The sequence below is a fragment of the Bradyrhizobium vignae genome (assembly GCF_004114425.1).
Lineage (GTDB): Bacteria > Pseudomonadota > Alphaproteobacteria > Rhizobiales > Xanthobacteraceae > Bradyrhizobium > Bradyrhizobium vignae.
Genome location: NZ_RDQF01000091.1, coordinates 1 through 18370, shown reverse-complemented (window position 1 = coordinate 18370; position 18370 = coordinate 1). Strand labels below are relative to the sequence as shown.

Sequence of the window (18370 nt, the reverse complement as noted above, 5' to 3'; positions counted from 1 at the left end):
GGAAGGATGATCGAGCAACATCGTCGTCTCCAGGTTGAATGGATTCAGCAACCCTCAGTCTGGCCTCAGACCTGGTCGCTATCCACTCCCCATGGAATCTTCGTCGCAAGGGCTCCTCGCAATGACGGGATAGTGCGTCGTCCCCCGCCAGAAGCTTACTGCTTCAGCGTCTCCAAAAACCGCACCGGCTCGCCCTGCGAGGGCGTCACCAGCTCGCCCTGCCACATCACGCGGCGGCCGCGGATGAAGGTGCCGACGGGCCATCCCGTGACGCGGACGCCGTCATAGGGAGTCCAGCCGGCTTTGGACGCGACCCATTCGTTGGTGATGGTCTCGCTACGCTTCAGGTCGACGATGGTGAAGTCGGCATCGTAGCCGGCAGCGATGCGGCCCTTGCAGGCCATGTTGTAGAGGCGTGCCGGACCGGCGCTGGTGAGATCGACGAATCTTGCCAGCGACAGGCGTCCGGCGTTGACGTGATCGAGCATGATCGGCACCAGCGTCTGCACGCCGGTCATGCCCGAAGGCGAGCCCGGATAGGTCTTCTGCTTCTCTTCCAGCGTATGCGGGGCATGGTCTGAGCCGAGCACATCGATGATGCCCTGCTCTATGCCGCGCCAGATGCCGGCGCGATGATCGGCCCCACGTACCGGCGGGTTCATCTGCGCGAGCGTACCGAGCCGCTCGTAGCATTCGGGCGCGACCAGCGTGAGATGGTGCGGCGTCGCCTCGCAGGAGGCGACGTCCTTGTGGTCGCGCAGGAACTCGATCTCTTCCTTGGTCGAGATGTGCAGCACGTGGATGCGCTTGCCCGTCTCGTGCGCGAGCTTGACCAGGCGCTGCGTCGCCATCAGCGCCGCGCTCTCGTCGCGCCAGACCGGATGCGAACGCGCATCGCCCTCGATGCGCTGCGATTTGCGCTCGTTGAGGCGGTACTCGTCCTCGGCGTGGAAGGCGGCACGGCGGCGGATCACCTGGAAGATGCGGCGCAGGCTCTCGTCGTCCTCGACCAGCAGCGCGCCGGTGGACGAGCCGATGAAGACCTTGACGCCGGCGCAGCCCGGTGCGCGCTCGAGCACCGGCAGGTCCTGCACGTTCTCGCGGGTGCCGCCGATGAAGAAGGCGAAATCGCAATGCATGCGGTGATGGGCCCGCTTCACCTTGTCGGTGAATTCGGCCTCCGTCACCGTCAGCGGCGCGGTGTTCGGCATTTCGAACACCGCGGTGACGCCGCCCAGCACGGCGCTGCGCGAGCCGGTCTCGAGGTCTTCCTTGTGCGTCAGCCCGGGCTCGCGGAAATGCACCTGCGTGTCCATCACACCGGGCAGGATGTGCAGGCCCTTGCAGTCGATCACCTCGGCGGCTGAGCCTTGCGACAGCGGGCCCAGCTCGGCGATGCGACCGCCCGCGATTCCGATGTCGCGAACACCCTCGCCGTCCTGGTTGACCACGGTGCCGCCCTTGAGAATCACATCGAAACGCTGGCTCATGGCTGAAGGCCTCTCTCATCCCCAAGCGCAGGGCTCGAGGTCTTGTCGTTTATGCGTTGCGGGCTTACGTTCCGGAGCAACATGTCGCAAGAGATTTTCGCATGAAATCGGCGTTTCTTCCCGACCGGGGCGTGGTCAAGGTCGCGGGCGAGGATGCGCGCAACTTCCTCAACGGCCTGGTCACGACCGACGTCGACAGGCTGAAGCCCGGCCTGGGGCGATTCGGCGCGCTGCTGACGCCGCAGGGCAAGATCATCGTTGACTTCCTGATCACGGAGGCGCCCGCCGGTCACGGCGGCGGGTTCCTGATCGACTGCCCGAAAGCGCTGGCGGACACCCTCGCCACCAAGCTCAAATTCTACAAATTGCGCGCCAAGGTCACGGTGGACAACCTTTCCGACGATCTCGGTGTGCTCGCGGCCTGGGACGGCCGCCCCGCGGTCCAGCCCGATCTTGCCTTCGCCGATCCGCGGAACGACGGGCTCGGCACCCGCATCCTGATCCCGGAACATCTCAAGCAGAAGCTGTCCGACCTCATCGGCGCCGAGCTGGTCGATGGGGCCGAATACGAGGCGCACCGTATCGCGCTCGGCGTGCCGCGCGGCGGGCTCGATTTCATGTATAGCGATGCGTTCCCGCACGAGACCAACATGGATCGACTCGCCGGCGTCGATTTCGACAAGGGCTGCTATGTCGGCCAGGAGGTCGTCTCGCGGATGCAGCATCGCGGCACCGCGCGCACCCGCAGCGTCAAGGTGCTGCTCGACGGTCCTTCCCCCGAAATCGGCGCGACCATTCTCGCCGGCGACAAGCCTGTCGGCACGATCGGCTCGACGGCCGGCGGCAAGGGCATTGCCTTGGTGCGGATCGACCGCGTTGCCGATGCGCTCGACGCGGGTCAGCCGCTCACCGCTGGGGGGCTGAGTTTGACGCTCGCTGAACCGGACACCGTTCGAATTCCAGCCAAGCAGCCCATCGCATGAGCCGCGCTCCCCGTCTGCATCCGGATGGTCTGACCCGCTGCCCCTGGCCGGGCGAAGATCCGCTTTATGTCGCCTATCACGACACCGAATGGGGCGTGCCGGAATATGACGATCGCGCGCTGTACGAGAAGCTGATCCTCGACGGCTTCCAGGCCGGCCTGTCCTGGATCACGATCCTGCGCAAGCGCGACAATTTCCGCAAAGCCTTCGACGATTTCCAGCCGGAGAAGATCGCGCGTTACAATTCCAAGAAGATTCACGCGCTGATGAACGATGCCGGCATCGTGCGCAACAAGGCCAAGATCGAAGGCGCGATCCTGAGCGCGAAGTCGTATCTCGACATCATGGAGAAAGGCCCGGGCTTCTCGAAACTGCTGTGGGACTTCATGGACGGACAGCCCAAGGTCAACCATTTCAAGACCAGTGCAAGCGTGCCGGCCTCGACGCCGCTGTCGGTGCAGATCTCCAAGGAGCTGTCCTCGCGCGGCTTCAAATTCGTCGGCCCGACCATCGTCTACGCCTTCATGCAGGCGACCGGCATGGTCAACGACCACCTGGTCGACTGCCACTGTCACGCGACCTGCGGCAAGACGCAGCGCAAGCCCCGCCTCAAGGCCAGATGACGGCGAAGAAAGCGGCGCGCGACGAGGAGGCCCGCGCCTGGCAGCGCATGCTGTCGGGCCGGCGGCTCGATCTGCTCGATCCCTCTCCGCTCGACATCGAGATCGCCGACATCGCCCATGGGTTGGCGCGGGTGGCGCGCTGGAACGGGCAGACCCTTGGCGCGCACATCTTTTCGGTCGCGCAGCACACGTTGCTGGTGGAGACCGTGCTGCGGCACGAGATGCCACGTGTCGATCAGCGCGTGCGGCTCGCAGCCCTGCTGCACGATGCGCCCGAATATGTGATCGGCGACATGATCTCGCCCTTCAAGGCCGTACTCGACGGTCATTACAAGGCGGTCGAGAAGCGGCTTCTCGGCGCCATCCATATCCGGTTCGGGCTACCGCCCGTGCTGCCGGAGGAGATCACGCAATCGATCAAGGCTGCCGATCGCGGCGCCGCCTACCTCGAAGCAACCGAGCTCGCCGGTTTCAGCGAGAGCGAGGCGCGGCGCCTGTTCGGCAAGGATCCCGGCCTACCCGACAGCGTCCGGCGCGACTATCTCACGCCCTGGACCGCGGCGCGGGCCGAGAAGCAGTTTCTGGAGCGCTTTGGCGCGGTGCTCGCGTAGCATCATCCCTTCCTGGAGGGGGCAAAGCGGAAGCGTGCCCACCAAACTAGATGCGCGCGACTGCGACATGGTGGGCATGGCGCGATGCGCCTTTGCCCACTCTACAAGCGCTCGCTATAATCGCCGGCAAAAAGGTCCGCCATGATCCACGTCTGTTCCCTCGCCGCGCTTCCCGAGACTGTCCGCACCACAGGCGCCAGCCATGTGCTGACCGTGATGGCCAATGTCGAGCAGGTCGCGCGCCCGGTGTCGGTGCTCCCCGCCAACCACCTCAAAGTGTCGATGGACGACATCACCGAGGAGATGGACGGCTTCATCGCGCCATCGGAGACGCATATTGAGCAGGTGCTGAACTTCGTGCGCGGCTGGGACCGCAGCGCGCCGCTGGTGGTGCATTGCTATGCCGGCATCAGCCGCTCCACCGCGAGCGCGTTTGCGGCCGTGTGCGCGCTCAATCCCAATCGCGACGAGATCGAGATCGCCAGGAAGATCCGCGCGGCCTCGCCGATCGCCTCACCCAACCGGCGCATCGTCAGCCTCGCCGATCGTGCACTCGGGCGCAACGGCCGCATGCTGCGCGCGCTCGACGAGATGGGCCCCGCTGCGATGATGGTGGAGGGACGCCCCTTCGTGATCGAGCTCGAATGAGGCGGGAGTCGAATAGCAGCCGCGACGGAACTGCGCGCGTTCTGATGCGCAGATGCATCCACATCGTCATGGCCGGGCTTGTCCCGATCATCCACGAGCTTTCCCGCGGCCCGAAGAACGTGGATGCCCGGGACAATCCAGGACATGACGTGGCAACACCTGCAAGCCTAACCGCATGAGCGACACGCAGCTGACGCCGATCGAGATTGGCCTCACCGCCGCGATCGTCGCGATCGAGGATCACGAGCCGCTGATCCTCACCGCGCGCGGTGCTGACGGGCTTGCCGGCCTGCCGTTCGGTCCGTTCGACGCAGTGAGCCATCGCACCTTCGAGATGGGCCTGCGCGCCTGGGTCGAGCAACAGGCGGGCCTGCGGCTCGGCTATGTCGAGCAGCTCTACACCTTCGGCGACCGCGGCCGTCATGCCGAAGCCGGCGACACCGGCGCGCACATGGTGTCGATCGGCTATCTCGCGCTGACGCGCCCCGTGGACGGCGAACTCGCAGCAAACGCGGCGAGCTTCGCGCCATGGTACCGCTTCTTCCCCTGGGAAGACTGGCGCGAGCAGCCGCCAGAGATCATCGCCCGCGACATCATCCCGGCGCTGACCAAGTGGGCCGAGGAGGAGACGCCGGAGACGACACGCGCGCTGCCGAGGAAGGACCGCGTGAGGTTCTATTTCGGTCTCGACGGCGCGCCTTGGGACGAGGAGCGCGTGCTCGACCGCTACGAGCTCTTGTACGAGGCTGGGCTGATCGAGGAGGCGCGGCGGGACGGCCGTCCTGCGGCATTAGCGCGCAAGTCGCTTCCTCCGCTCGGGACCTCGATGCGGTTCGATCACCGCCGGATTCTCGCCACGGCGATCGCGCGGCTGCGTGCAAAACTGAAGTATCGTCCTGTCGTCTTTGAACTTTTGCCAGCTGAATTCACACTTACCGAATTGCAACACACGGTGGAGGCGATCTCCGGCCGGCATCTGCACAAGCAGAATTTCCGCCGCCTGGTCGAAATGGAAGCCTTGGTCGAACCGACCGGGGTGATGTCGACACAGACGGGCGGACGGCCGGCGGCGCTCTACCGCTTCCGCCGCGAGGTGCTCCAGGAGCGGCCCGCACCGGGCTTGCGCGTACGCTCCCGGCGCTAGATCCTGATATTTGTGGTACCGGCCCCTGCCCGCCGGTTACCTGGAGGCTTCATGTTCGACGGCCCGTTCGACGTCTTGGCGCTGATCATTGCGATCATCGCCTTCCTGATCGCGATCAAGGCGTCCAGCCAGGCGACCGAGCTGCGCCGCCGGCTGAACTTGCTCGAAGAGAAGTTTCACGCGCTGCGGCCTGTGCAACCGCCGCCGCTGATGCCTGCGCAGGTGCAGGCTGAAGCGCCCGCGACGACCACAGCCGCTGAGCCGCCGCCGCTTGCGCCGGAAGCCGAAACGGCACCGCCTGCGCCCATCACCGAAGATGTATCACCGCCTCCGCTTGAACCGGGCACGGGCGCCGACGCGCCGCCTCGCGTAACGGAAGCGGCGCCAGGGTTCGAGGAACGCCTCGGCACCCGCTGGGTGGTGTGGATCGGCGGACTTGCGCTCGCGCTCGGCGGCTTCTTCATGGTGCGCTATTCGATCGAGGCCGGGCTCCTCGGCCCCGGCGTGCGCGTGCTCCTCGGCGGCCTGTTCGCGGCTGCACTGCTGGGCGCCGGCGAATGGACGCGGCGCAAGGAGAGCATCTCCACCGTCCAGGCGCTGCCGATCGCCAATATCCCCGCGATCCTCACCGCAGCCGGCACGGCAGTGGCGTTCGCGACCATCTACGCGGCCTACGCGCTCTACGGCTTGCTCGTGCCGGCGACGGCTTTCGTGTTGCTCGGCATCGTTGCGATGGGCACGCTGGCCGCAGCGCTGCTGCATGGGCCCGCGCTGGCCGGCCTTGGCGTGGTCGGCGCCTTCGTGACGCCGATCCTCGTCTCCAGCGGCAAGCCGGATTATTGGGCGCTCTATATTTATCTTGCGATTGTGACCGCCGCGAGTTTTGGTCTCGCCCGCATCCGGCTCTGGCGCTGGCTTGCGGTCACGACCATTGCCTTCGCTGTGCTCTGGATCTTCCCGGGTCTCGATACGGAAGAGTTACAGGTCGCGCCACACGCCTTCCATGTGATCGCGGGCTTCGTACTCGCCGCACTGCTCGTGGTGTGTGGCTTCATGTTCGGACCCAGCTTCGAGGACGGCGAGATCGAGCCGGTCTCGTCGGGCGCGTTCGGCGCTTATCTGTTCGCTGCGATGCTGGTCGTGCTATCGAGCGCACATGCGGATCTCGCGCTGATCGCCTTCACGCTTCTCGTCGCGGGCACGCTGTTCGTCGCCTGGCGTGCGCCAGCGGCCACGGGCGCCCTCGGCGCCGCCGCGGCGACCGTCTTCATCGTGTTCGCCGAATGGGCGGTGCGCGCCAATCCCGACATGCTGGTGCTGCCGGGCGGCGCCATGCCCGGCATCGGACCGACCGCGATCGACAGCGCGGTGACGCTGCATCTGGTGGCGGCCGCGATCTTCGCCGCCGGCTTCGGCATCGCCGGCTTCCTGGCGCAAGGCCGCTCGAACTCGGCGATCATTCCGGTCGTGTGGTCCGCATCTGCAGTCGCGACGCCGATTGCGATCCTGGTGGCGCTCTACGCGCGTATCGCTCATCTCGACCGCTCGATCCCGTTTGCAATTCTCGCGGTACTGCTCGCCGCTGCCTTCGGTGCGGCGACCGAAGCGCTCACGCGCCGCGAGACCCGCCCGGGTATGGCGATCTCCACGGCCCTGTTCGCGACCGGCACGCTCGGCGCAATGGCGCTGGCGCTGACCTTCGCGCTGGAGAAGGGCTGGCTGACGATCGCACTGGCGCTGATGTCGCTCGGCACCGCCTGGATCTCGTTGCAGCGGCCGATTCCGTTCCTGCGCTGGCTCGCCGCCATCTTCGCCGGCCTCGTCACCGCGCGCATCGCCTACGATCCCCGCATCGTCGGCGATGCCGTCGGCACCACGCCAATCTTCAATTGGCTGCTGTGGGGCTACGGCCTGCCGGCGGCATCGTTCTGGGCCGCGAGCATCTTCCTGCGCCGCCGCGCCGACGATGCGCCGCTGCGCATGGTCGAGACCGCCGCCATCCTGTTCACTGCACTGCTTGCTTTCATGGAGATCCGGCACTTTGCGACCGGTGGCCGCATGACGGTGGCGCCCTCGCTGCTCGAGTTCGCGCTGCAAGCCTGCGTCACGCTGGCGATGGCGATCGGGCTGGAGCGCCTGCGGCTGCGCAGCCGCAGCATCGTGCACAATGTCGGCGCGGTCGTGCTGACGGCGATCGCCGGACTCGTCAGCGTGTTCGGCCTCTTGATCCTTGAAAATCCGCTGCTGTGGCGCACCGACGTCGGCGGCGCGGTGTTCAATCTGCTGCTGCTCGGCTACGCGCTGCCGGCGGTGCTGCTGCTGCTGTCCTATGCCGTGGTAGAACAGCGTGGCAAGGTCTACGCCAATACGATTGCTGGTTGCGCGCTCGTGTTCGCGCTCGCTTATGTCACACTGGAGATCCGCCGCTTCTATCACGGCTCGATCCTGTCTACCGGACCGACCACGGGTGCCGAGCAATACACCTATTCGATCGGCTGGCTCGCTTTCGGCGTGGTGCTGCTCGGCGTCGGCATCCTCGTCAATTCGGAACGGGCGCGGCTGGCATCGGCCGCGGTCATTGCGCTGACGATCCTGAAGGCCTTCGTCATCGATATGTCGACGCTGACCGGCGTCTATCGTGCGCTTTCGTTCATGTGCCTCGGCGTCGTGCTGGTCGCGATCGGCTGGCTCTACCAGCGCATCCTGTTCCGGCGACAGGTCGCACCGCCGGCTCCGCAGACGGGATCGTAAACGTCAGGCGAGATGCTCACCTCTTCACGCGGTCTGCTCGGCCAGTGCCTTGACTTCGGAGGCGACGACGGCAAAGCCGCGGCCGGCTTCGCCTGCGCCCGCCGCCTCGATCGTCGCGTTCAGCGCGAGGAGGTTGGTCTGGCCCGCGATGGTGTTGATGAGCTCGACGACGTGCACCTGTGCCGACGCAGCTCCGGTCTCGCCGGCGCCGCGCTGGATTTCGCTGATGTTCGCCGAGACTTCGGAGGTGCCTTGCGCGGCGTGCTGGATGTTGCGAGAGATCTCCTGAGTCGCCGCCCCCTGCTCCTCCACGGCCGCGGTGCGCGAAGGGAAATGATCTCGTCATCGTTGTAAATTGCAGCTTCAAGTCGGATCTAGGATGCCTTGCATCCGACCGCCTCACCGACGAGGCTGATTCGAAAGACCGGCTTCTTGTTCTCGTCGAGCAGCTCCATGCACCACGCGGCGTTCGGCTTCAGGCTGCGCGCGATGCCGCCGAGCAGATTGGCGCACACCTCGGTCATCTCGGTCCAGGCGGCTGCGCGATCCTCGAACTCGTACGGCAGGTCGGCGGCGCCGGAATAGCGGCCGGTGCTGATGCGGAAGAAATAGAGCGACATCGTTGAACCCTTGCGTGGGACCGCCCCCCGGCCGCACGCAAACTGAAGCGCGAAGAGCTACCAACGCATGAAGGCCGCCGTCCGTATGACTACGGCACGGCGGCTTCGTCGATGGACGTCTTCGACGACAAAGTGCGCGGATTGTTCCGCGCAGGCCAGCTCACTGGGTCGACCGACGCAGCTCCAGCGGGCCCTCGTTCTTCGCTGGCTCGGACTTGGCTTCGGACCTCACCGGCTCGAGCCGGCTGCTCTCGACACGCGGCGTCTCGACGCGTGCGGCGACTTCGGTGTTCGAGGCGGCGACCGAGCCGGTGTGCTCTGCGGAGCGCAGCGAGCGTGGCCGCGCCGCAGCCCGCGCCATCAGCATCTGATTGCCGCCCTGGTGATGGAAGTCGCAATAGGCGAAGCCCATGCCCGACACCGAGCCGCGGAAGCTGCGCTCGTCGGTCTTTTCCAGGTTGAAGCAGGGCTCGAACGGTATGCCCTTGATCGAGGCGCAGACGTTCTGGCCGCGGATTTGGAGGGTATTGCCGGGGAGTCGGAGATGCTTCACCGGGCCTGAGCCCGAGAACTGCACTGCACCGGCGGCGCCGAGATCGTCGAGGATGCGGCCTGCACCGCGGGTGCCGTCGAAACAGGTGAAGGCAAACACCTTGCCGGCCACGAAGCGGCGCGCCTCGTCGGCGTTCATGCTTCCGGCAATGGCCGGCGCGAACGTCGCTGCCGCCGTGACAGCCCCCAACACAATACGCGCAAGCATGCTCAACTCCGAACCAACCCCCGCAGCGGGCGATGCCTTATCTCTTTACCCGCTGCTTACCATACTAACCAAGGCAACATTGAAGCAGCTTGGTTGGTAAAGTCTGAACGCCGTTAGACAATTTTTACCACGACGCGGCCGCGGACCTGGCCGGCGAGGATTTTGGCGCCCCATCCGGGGACCTCGTCGAGCGAAATTTCCTGAGTGATTTCAGAGAGTTTCGTCCGATCCAGATCGGAGGCCAAACGCTGCCAGGCGGCTTTCCTGGGCGGAAGCGGGCACATCACGGAATCGATGCCGAGAAGGCACACTCCGCGCAAAATGAAAGGCGCGACAGAGGACGGCAGGTCCATGCCCGCCGCCAGGCCACAGGCGGCGATCGCGCCACCGTATTTCGTCATCGACAGGAGATTCGCCAGCGTGGTCGAGCCGACGCTGTCGACACCGCCGGCCCAGCGCTCCTTGGCGAGGGGTTTTGCCGGTGCCGACAATTCGTTGCGGTCGATGACCTCGGCAGCACCGAGGTGCTTGAGGTAGTCGGCTTCGGCCGCGCGGCCGGTCGAGGCGATGACGTGGTAGCCCAGCTTGGACAACACGGCGGTGGCGACCGAGCCGACGCCGCCGGCCGCGCCCGTTACCACCACGGGGCCGCTCTTTGGCGAGAGACCGTGCTTCTCCAGCGCCAGCACCGAGAGCATCGCGGTGAAGCCGGCGGTGCCGATCGCCATGGCGTCGCGCGCCGACAGGCCCTGCGGCAAGGCGACCAGCCAGTCGCCCTTCACCCGCGCCTTCTCGGCATAAGCGCCGAGATGGGTCTCGCCCATGCCCCAGCCGGTGCAGACGACCTTGTCGCCCGCCTTCCACTGCGGATGCGAGGACGCTTCGACCGTGCCGGCAAAGTCGATGCCGGCGATCATGGGGAAGCGGCGCACCACCGGCGCCTTGCCGGTCAGTGCAAGGCCATCCTTGTAGTTCAACGTCGACCATTCGACGCGGACCGTGACGTCGCCCTCCATCAGTTCGGCTTCGTCGAACTGCGCGAGCTGCGCGGTGGTGCCCTTGTCCGCCTTGTCGATCCGGATCGCCTTGAATGTGGCCACGATTACGCTCCCTGACTTTGTTTGTCGGGATTGTTTAACCGATCAGGCCGGCTGCGCAACTGGCGCTCCAATTCCGAAGTTCGCAAACCTCGTCGGCGCCACGCGAGCGAACTTCGGAATTAAGAGGAGCGCCAGCAAACACATTATATCCTAGTGCCGGTTATCGATTTGAAGTTCCTGAACGATTTCGCGGCTTGCTCTGCAGGAACTTCAAATCGCCGGCACTAGCCGTGCGACGGGTTTCTCCACGATCGGAAGGTTGATCAGCGCCGAGAGCACGCCGAACAGGATCGAGAGCCACCAGATCGGCGTGTAGGAACCGAAGCGCTCGAACACGATGCCCCCGAGCCAGACGCCGAGGAAGCCGCCGACCTGATGGCTGACGAAGGCAAAGCCGTAGAGCGTCGCAAGCCAGCGCGTACCGAACATCAGCGCCACCAGCGCGGAGGTCGGCGGCACCGTCGACAGCCAGGTCAAGCCGGAAATCGCGCCGAATGCGATTGCCGAGAACGGTGTGATCGGGAACGAGATGAAGGCGAGCGTCGCAAGCGCGCGCGTGAAGTAGATGGCCGAGAGGATGTAGCGCTTGGGCAGATAGTTTTGCAGATAGCCGACGCTGAGCGAGCCGATGATGTTGAACAGGCCGATCGCGGCGATCACCCAGCCGCCGGTTTGCGTCGAGACACCGCGGTCGACCAGAAAGGCCGGCAGATGCACGGTGATGAAGGCGAGCTGGAAGCCGCAGGTGAAGAAGCCGAGCACCAGGAGCACGTAGGAGCGGTGGCCGAAGGCTTCGGCCAGCGCCCTGGTGAAGGTCTGCTCATCCGCCGGCGTCGCGTTTGCCGTATTCGCGACCGGAGGCGTCGAGAGCGCCAGCGACAGCGGAATGATCAGCAGCATCAGGAAGCCGAATACGGAGAGCGCCTGCTGCCAGCCGAAATTATCGATCAACGCAACGCCGATCGGCGCGAACAGGAACTGCCCGAACGATCCCGCCGCCGTGCCGGCACCGAGGGCAAGGCCGCGCTTCTCGGCCGGCAAGAGCTTGCTGAACGCCGACAGCACGAGATTGAACGAGCAGCCGGCGAGGCCAAAGCCGACCATCACGCCGGCGCCGATGTCGAGCGACAGCGGCGTCGAGGAGTAGCGCATCAAGAGCAGGCCGCCGGCATAGAGCAAAGCGCCGACGCACATCACCCGGAACAGGCCGAAGCGATCCGCGACCGCACCGGCGAACGGCTGGCCCAGCCCTCACAACAGATTCTGCACGGCGATGGCGAGGCCAAACACGTCGCGGCCCCAGCTGAATTCGTGGCTCATCGGCTGCACGAAGAAGCCGAGCGCCGAGCGTGGTCCGAAGCCGAGCATGCCGATCGCGCAACCGCAAAGGATGATGACGGCCGGGCTACGCCAGTTGGAGGAACGTGAGGCCGGAGCGAGCTCGCCGATCTGTGTCGACATGGTTGTCCTCGTCTGTCATTCGCGGATCCGCAACTCAGCAGCCGCGGGAGAGCCCGTTTAATGCATCTGCATGAAAATCCCAAGTCAAAAACGGTTGCATTCCACGAGGAGCTGACGCGGGAGCATTGCGTTTCAATGCGCCCTCGCCTGGCGCATCAGCCGCGAATTGACGGGAATGTGTGCGGCAGGACCTAGCGGCACGCGGCGGCGCGTGCTATCTTGGATTTACTCATATTGAGCATATTAGGTCCCAACGACGTTTGACCGGCCTCTCGGCCGGATTTCTCGGACCCCATATATTCTCAATATGAGCATAACAACCATGCTTGGGAGGCTTCAATGCCGATCACTGGAATTTACGGTCCCGACGACTTTGCCAACCGGCCGCAGGGCCAGCCCGACACCTCCCGCCGCGCGGCGCCCGTGCCCGCGGGATCGACATTGCCGATGCCCTCGCTGGAATGGACACCGGCGGTCGAACGCGCCACCGCGCCGCTCTACGACCGCGTGAAGCACGTGATCCCGCCGATCGAATGGCCGCTGATGGCACCGACGATTCACGCGATCAACGAGCTGAAGCGCGCGCGGGGCGCGGTCATCCTCGCCCACAACTACCAAGCCCCGGAGATCTTCCACTGCGTCGCCGATATCGGCGGCGACTCGCTCCAGCTCGCGGTCGAAGCCACCAAGGTGAAGGCCGACGTCATCGTCCAGTGCGGCGTGCACTTCATGGCGGAGACCTCGAAGCTGCTCAATCCGGACAAGACCGTCTTGATCCCGGATTCGCGCGCGGGCTGCTCACTTGCCGCGAGCATCACCGGTGCGGACGTGCGGCTGCTCCGCGAGAAATTTCCCGGCGTGCCCGTCGTTGCCTATGTCAACACCTCGGCAGAGGTGAAGGCGGAAGTCGATATCTGCTGCACGTCCTCGAACGCGGTGCAGGTGGTCGAGAGTCTGAACGCGCCGAGCGTGATTTTCCTGCCCGACCGATACCTCGCCACTTACGTGGCTTCGAAGACCGACGTGAAGATCATCGCCTGGAAAGGCGCCTGCGAAGTGCATGAGCGCTTCACGGGCGAGGAGCTGCGGAGCTTTCGCGAGGCCGATCCGTCCGTCCAGATCATCGCGCATCCGGAGTGCCCGCCGGACGTGCTGGCGGAAGCCGACTTCACCGGTTCGACCGCGCACATGATCAACTGGGTGCGCGCGAAGCGGCCGCGCCGGCTCGTCATGATCACCGAATGCTCGATGGCCGACAATGTGCGGGCCGAGCTGCCTGACGTCGAGATGCTCCGCCCCTGCAATCTCTGCCCACACATGAAGCGCATCACGCTCGCGAACATTCTGCAGAGCCTGTTGACGCTTCGCGAGGAGGTGACGATCGATCCCGCGCTTGCACAACGCGCGCGGCACTCGGTCGAGCGCATGATCAATCTCAGGAATTGAGACGCAGCCACAAACGCAGCTGTGGTCCCGGACAAGCGCGCAGATCCGGGCCCCATAACCACAGGAAGATGTTTGGCGAAGAACAACGAGCTTCGCCCAGCAACTTCTGGCGCGAGGTATCGGCCCCTGCTTTCGCAGGGACCACAGCGGAGTGACTGGAGAAAACCATGGCAACAAGCAACATCCACAACCTCATCCGCAGCAGCGACGACGTCGTCATCGTCGGCGGTGGCCTTGCCGGACTGTTCTGCGCGCTGAAGCTCGCGCCGCGGCCGGTGACCTTGATCTCGGCGGCACCGCTCGGACAGGGCGCATCCTCCGCATGGGCACAAGGCGGCATCGCGGCAGCAGTGGCCGAAGGCGATACGCCGGAGGCGCACGCCGCCGATACAATCGCGGTCGGCGGCGGACTTGTCGATGAAGCCGTCGCACTCGGGATCGCGCGCGAGGCTGCATCGCGCATCCATGATCTTCTCGCCTATGGTGTGCCGTTCGATCGCGATCTCGACGGCAGGCTTGCCGTCGGACGCGAAGCTGCGCATTCGGCCCGTCGCATCGTGCATGTGCGCGGCGATGGGGCGGGCGCCGCGATCATCGCGGTTCTGAGCGAGGCGGTGCGTCGCACGCCCTCGATCCGCCTGATGGAAGGTTTTGTCGCCGAGGCACTGTTGACCGAGGACGGCGCGGTCACCGGCCTCCAATTGCGCGAGGCCGGCAAGCCCGCTGCAGCCCCGGTCGTGCTCGCCTCACGTACGGTCGTGCTGGCGACCGGCGGTCTCGGCCATCTCTACGCCGTCACCACCAACCCGCCGGAAGCGGGCGGTTCGGGCCTTGCGATCGCAGCGCGCGCCGGCGCCGTGATCGCCGACCCTGAATTCGTGCAGTTCCACCCCACCGCCATCATGGTCGGCCGCGACCCGGCACCGCTCGCCACCGAAGCGCTGCGCGGCGAAGGCGCGACGCTGATCGACGGCAATGGCGAGCGATTCATGAGAGCGCGCCACCCCCTCGCCGAGCTCGCACCGCGCGATATCGTGGCCCGTGGCGTGTTCGCCGAGATCGCGGCCGGACGCGGCGCCTTCCTCGATGCGCGGCAGGCGCTGGGCGCGCGCTTCGCGACGAAGTTTCCGACCGTGCATGCGAGCTGCATCGCAGCCGGCATCGATCCCGCGACGCACCCGATTCCGATTGCGCCCGCCGCGCACTACCACATGGGCGGCATCGCCGTGGACGCGCGCGGCCGCAGCTCGATCGACGGGCTCTGGGCCGCCGGCGAAGTGTCCTCGACCGGGGCGCATGGCGCCAACCGGCTCGCCTCGAATTCGCTGCTCGAAGCCGTCGTCTATGCCGCCCGCATTGCCGACGACATCGCGGGCCGCACGGTGCCCTCGCCCGCCCGCCTACCAGAGGCATGGGTGACGCCGCGCTCTGGCACGCTGGATGCTGCAGCGGTGAAGCGGCTGCGCACGATGATGAGCGCGCATGTCGGCGTGATCCGCGACCGTGACGGGCTTGCGCAAGCGGTGCGCCACTTCGCCACGCTCGAGCACGAAGCCGGCAACGTCGCTGTCCGCAACATGGCGACATCCGCCCTGCTCGTCGCCGCTGCGGCCTGGACGCGGCACGAGAGCCGCGGTGCACATTTCCGTTCGGATCATCCGGCCGATAACTCTGCGCTGGCGCAGAGAACGATGACCACGCTCGCCGCGGCGCGCGAGGTCGCGGAGAGCCTGAACGAGCATTCGCTGCCACGCATTGCGCAATCCGTGATCGCCTGAGGAGACTCCATGATCACCCCGAGCTCACTACTCAATTCCGATGCCTTTCTCTCTCCGCTCGCGACCGATGCGGCCGTCCAGCGCGCGCTCGACGAGGACCTCGGCCGCGCCGGCGACATCACCTCGCTTGCGACGATTCCGGAAACGACCAGGGCACAAGCGATCCTCGTCGCGCGCCAGTCCGGCGTGATCGCCGGGCTGCCGCTGGCGCTCGCAACCTTGCAGAAGCTGTCGCCTGACATCGAGGTGCGCGCAGATGTCCGCGATGCCGCGCGGGTCGCTCGCGGCCAGCATGTGCTGACGATCTCGGGTCCCGCGCGCGCCATTCTCACGGCGGAGCGGACCGCGCTGAACTTCGTCGGCCGCTTGTCTGGCATAGCCACGCTCACGGCGGACTATGTCGCACGCACCGAAGGCACCAGGATGCGCATCTGCTGCACGCGAAAAACCACGCCGGGATTGCGCGCGCTGGAGAAATACGCGGTGCGCTGCGGCGGCGGCTTCAACCATCGCTTCGGGCTCGACGATGCCATCCTGATCAAGGACAACCACATCGCGGTCGCCGGCGGTATCCGTCCCGTGCTGGAGCGCGCCCGCGCTCACGCCGGCCACCTCGTCAAGATCGAGATCGAGGTGGATACGCTGGCGCAGCTGCGCGAGGTGCTGGACACTGGAATGGCTGACGCCGTGCTGCTGGACAACATGGATCTTGCGATGTTGCGCGAGGCGGTCAGGATCAACGAGGGCCGTCTCAAGCTGGAAGCGTCCGGCGGCGTCACGCTGGAGTCGATCGCGACCATCGCGGCGACTGGGGTCGATTACGCATCGGCGGGTGCGCTGACGCATTCGGCGCCGAACTTCGACTGCGCGTTGGACATCGAGGCGTGATGTGTTTGCCACGCCCCGCAAGCGGAGCATGGGAGCGCAGCTGCGCATGCGGCAGCAGGCCGTAGGCTACCGCCGCTCGCCCATTTCGGCCGAGCTCTTGGCTTCCTGCGCGAGTTCGGCCGAGAGTGCGGCGGTCTGGGCCGGGGTGCCCCAGCTTGGTTCCTCGCTGCCGTCGCCCCAGTTGCGCGGCCGATAGAAGGTGTGCACGCCGGTCTTGTACATCTTCTTCATCTCGGCGACCCAGGACGGGCGCACCCAATAGGCGTGGTAATGCGTCGACTTGCCGACCTCGGGCAGCCAGATCTGGCCATCCAGCATCGCCTTCGAGATCTTCTTGGCGCGCTCCCACATTTCGGGCTCGCGGATCACGTCCGGATTGTTGTCGCAGGCGAAGGTGAACTGGCAGGCGAAATGGCGGTACTTGTTCTGGTAGACCACGCCGCACACGGTCTCGGGATATTTGCCGGAGAACACGCGGTTCATCACCACCTGCGCCACCGCGATCTGGCCGCGCACGGCCTCGCCGCGAGATTCGAAGTAGACGGCTTCGGCGAGGCACTTCTCCGCCTTCGCGCGCGACTTGTCGTCGAGCGCGAGCCGCTCCGCCGGCGATCTGCTGCGCTGGTTGTCGACGTTGACCTCGCCCTTCGGAGCAACGCTCTCGCCGCTCTCGATGTCCTTGGCGATCTCCGCCGTCGGCGGTGTCAACGAGGCCGTCACCTTCATGTCGGGGTCGGGAGTCACGATCAGCGGCTCAGCCCCGGGCTGCCAGCTCTCAATGGTCTCGAGATTGCCGCCAAGCGAGGAGCTGCCGAAGAACAGGCTCGAGGTCTTGACGCTGAAGGGATCGCGCGCGGGCGCGACCGGCGTCGTGGCCCGCTTCAGCGCTTCCAGCGGCTGCACTGCGAACGCGGGCGCCGCATCGCTGGCCTGCGGCGGGTTGGAATATTGCGGCAGCGGCGGTGCGCGCAGCGCTTCCTGGAGCTCGGGGTCGAGCGCGGCCGCCGATTCCGGCGACATCGCCCGAGGTGATGCCGCGGTCTTGGCGCCGAACACCGAGCTGTTCGACGTCGCGGGATCTTCCTTGGCGGGCGCCGCAGCTGGCGCGACCGTCTCGGGAGATTGCGTCGGCGTGACGATTGCGAGGCGATCACCTTTCAGGGAGCGATCGACCTTGGGAAAGTCGGACGACTGGTAGCGCGCCGGCGCTTGAAGTGCAGGATTGCGGCTGATCGCGCCGGTGACGTCGCGGCCGTCGAGGCTCGCGAGCCGAACCATCGCGCTCTGCGGAGCGGAGGTGCCAATGGGGCGCGAAAAGCTGTAGGTGGCGAGCTGGATCGAGGACGCCGCGGAGAACACCTGCTTCTGCCAACGCTCGGCGACGCCGGGTTGGCGCGCCAGCAGAGAGGCAATGTCCTGATAGCCGGTCTCTCTCGGCATCAATGCGAAGATGCAGAGACCGATACCGAAGGACGCGAACCGCGCGCCCTTCGGATGGTTACGCAACACTGACATCGATACGCTCACGCTACGCTTACGCTCGTCCGATCGAACTCAGTACATCCGTGCAATTCGATCTTTATCGTCAGTAATCAATTTAGGTTGCCGGGGCGTTAATCCGCGTTGCGCGAGCGGCACACGCAAGCGAAGACAGGTGTTTTCACGGGGCGATGTGGCGCATTGGTAAATGCGGCCCCACGTGAAGCGGTAAACATCTGGTCAACGCGAATGGTGAAGGAACCCTTGCGCGCACGTATCATCACGGGACGGGGGATGGGTTCCCGGCGTTGGCGTTCGCGCAAAGCGCTTCCTCATCACCGGTATCATTCCCCGCGACCCGGCTACGCCGAGGCTTCGCCGAGGTGAAGGCCCAAAGGCGCCGTCCCACGAACTCGTCATTGCGAGCGCAGCGAAGCAAATCCAAAGTCTTTTCGTCGAGGGATTCTGGATTGCTCACATGGGGATTTGGTGTGTCAAGGCGGTTTGTTCAGCTCTTTGTTCGATTGCAGGCCAGCTCTTCGTCCCGACCGTGGAGCACGTAGGATGGCGCGCGCAGATCGAGTCAAG

General features: G+C 65.7%; 14 protein-coding genes and 2 pseudogenes. 9 read left to right on the top strand and 7 right to left on the bottom strand.

Going from position 1 to position 18370, the window contains the following annotated elements:
• Positions 1-155 precede the first annotated feature (155 nt).
• Entirely contained in the window at positions 156-1490 is a 1335-nt protein-coding gene (locus tag EAV90_RS37300; protein ID WP_129146269.1) for a dihydroorotase, read from the bottom strand.
• Between the two features lie 101 nt (positions 1491-1591).
• On the opposite strand from EAV90_RS37300, the gene ygfZ reads away from it, so the two are divergent.
• From ygfZ to EAV90_RS37270, 6 genes are all read left to right on the top strand, one after another.
• Positions 1592-2473, top strand: a complete 882-nt coding sequence (ygfZ, locus tag EAV90_RS37295; protein WP_129146268.1) for a CAF17-like 4Fe-4S cluster assembly/insertion protein YgfZ — start codon at positions 1592-1594, stop codon at positions 2471-2473.
• Positions 2470-3096, top strand: a complete 627-nt coding sequence (locus tag EAV90_RS37290; protein ID WP_129146267.1) for a DNA-3-methyladenine glycosylase I — start codon at positions 2470-2472, stop codon at positions 3094-3096. Before ygfZ ends, EAV90_RS37290 begins: the two co-directional genes overlap by 4 nt.
• Positions 3093-3707: a YfbR-like 5'-deoxynucleotidase gene (locus EAV90_RS37285; protein ID WP_122404773.1), complete on the top strand. Its 615-nt coding sequence runs from the start codon at positions 3093-3095 to the stop codon at positions 3705-3707. Before EAV90_RS37290 ends, EAV90_RS37285 begins: the two co-directional genes overlap by 4 nt.
• A gap of 141 nt (positions 3708-3848) precedes the next feature.
• Positions 3849-4355 (top strand): tyrosine phosphatase family protein, encoded by a 507-nt coding sequence (locus EAV90_RS37280; RefSeq protein WP_122404774.1) that lies wholly within the window; start codon positions 3849-3851, stop codon positions 4353-4355.
• Between the two features lie 175 nt (positions 4356-4530).
• Positions 4531-5499, top strand: a complete 969-nt coding sequence (locus EAV90_RS37275; RefSeq protein ID WP_122404775.1) for an NUDIX hydrolase — start codon at positions 4531-4533, stop codon at positions 5497-5499.
• Between the two features lie 51 nt (positions 5500-5550).
• Positions 5551-8250: a DUF2339 domain-containing protein gene (locus EAV90_RS37270; RefSeq protein WP_129146266.1), complete on the top strand. Its 2700-nt coding sequence runs from the start codon at positions 5551-5553 to the stop codon at positions 8248-8250.
• A gap of 27 nt (positions 8251-8277) precedes the next feature.
• Here EAV90_RS37270 and EAV90_RS41915 read toward each other — a convergent pair.
• From EAV90_RS41915 to EAV90_RS37245, 5 genes and pseudogenes are all read right to left on the bottom strand, one after another.
• Positions 8278-8424, bottom strand: a pseudogene (locus EAV90_RS41915) (methyl-accepting chemotaxis protein); the annotation flags it as partial.
• A 200-nt stretch (positions 8425-8624) separates the two neighbouring features.
• Positions 8625-8870, bottom strand: a complete 246-nt coding sequence (locus EAV90_RS37260) for a DUF6894 family protein (protein WP_122404778.1) — start codon at positions 8868-8870, stop codon at positions 8625-8627.
• Positions 8871-9030: 160 nt separating this feature from the next.
• Positions 9031-9630 (bottom strand): hypothetical protein, encoded by a 600-nt coding sequence (locus EAV90_RS37255; protein ID WP_122404779.1) that lies wholly within the window; start codon positions 9628-9630, stop codon positions 9031-9033.
• Between the two features lie 113 nt (positions 9631-9743).
• Complete coding sequence (gene acuI, locus EAV90_RS37250; RefSeq protein ID WP_122404780.1) at positions 9744-10730, bottom strand: acrylyl-CoA reductase (NADPH); 987 nt, start codon at positions 10728-10730, stop codon at positions 9744-9746.
• A gap of 210 nt (positions 10731-10940) precedes the next feature.
• Positions 10941-12191: pseudogene (locus EAV90_RS37245) on the bottom strand (MFS transporter).
• Between the two features lie 339 nt (positions 12192-12530).
• On the opposite strand from EAV90_RS37245, the gene nadA reads away from it, so the two are divergent.
• The 3 genes from nadA (at position 12531) to nadC (ending at position 16303) form a co-directional block, all read left to right on the top strand.
• Positions 12531-13637 carry a quinolinate synthase NadA gene (gene nadA / locus EAV90_RS37240; RefSeq protein ID WP_122404782.1) on the top strand — a complete coding sequence of 369 codons (1107 nt, stop codon included), beginning with the start codon at positions 12531-12533 and terminating at the stop codon, positions 13635-13637.
• Positions 13638-13804: 167 nt separating this feature from the next.
• On the top strand, positions 13805-15415 hold the full coding sequence (locus EAV90_RS37235; RefSeq protein ID WP_122404783.1) for an L-aspartate oxidase: 1611 nt from the start codon (positions 13805-13807) through the stop codon (positions 15413-15415).
• A 9-nt stretch (positions 15416-15424) separates the two neighbouring features.
• Positions 15425-16303 carry a carboxylating nicotinate-nucleotide diphosphorylase gene (nadC, locus tag EAV90_RS37230; protein ID WP_122404784.1) on the top strand — a complete coding sequence of 293 codons (879 nt, stop codon included), beginning with the start codon at positions 15425-15427 and terminating at the stop codon, positions 16301-16303.
• Between the two features lie 66 nt (positions 16304-16369).
• Here the strand turns inward: nadC and EAV90_RS37225 are convergent, their stop codons facing one another.
• On the bottom strand, positions 16370-17818 hold the full coding sequence (locus tag EAV90_RS37225) for a cell wall hydrolase (protein WP_162500399.1): 1449 nt from the start codon (positions 17816-17818) through the stop codon (positions 16370-16372).
• Between the last annotated feature and the right edge of the window lie 552 nt (positions 17819-18370).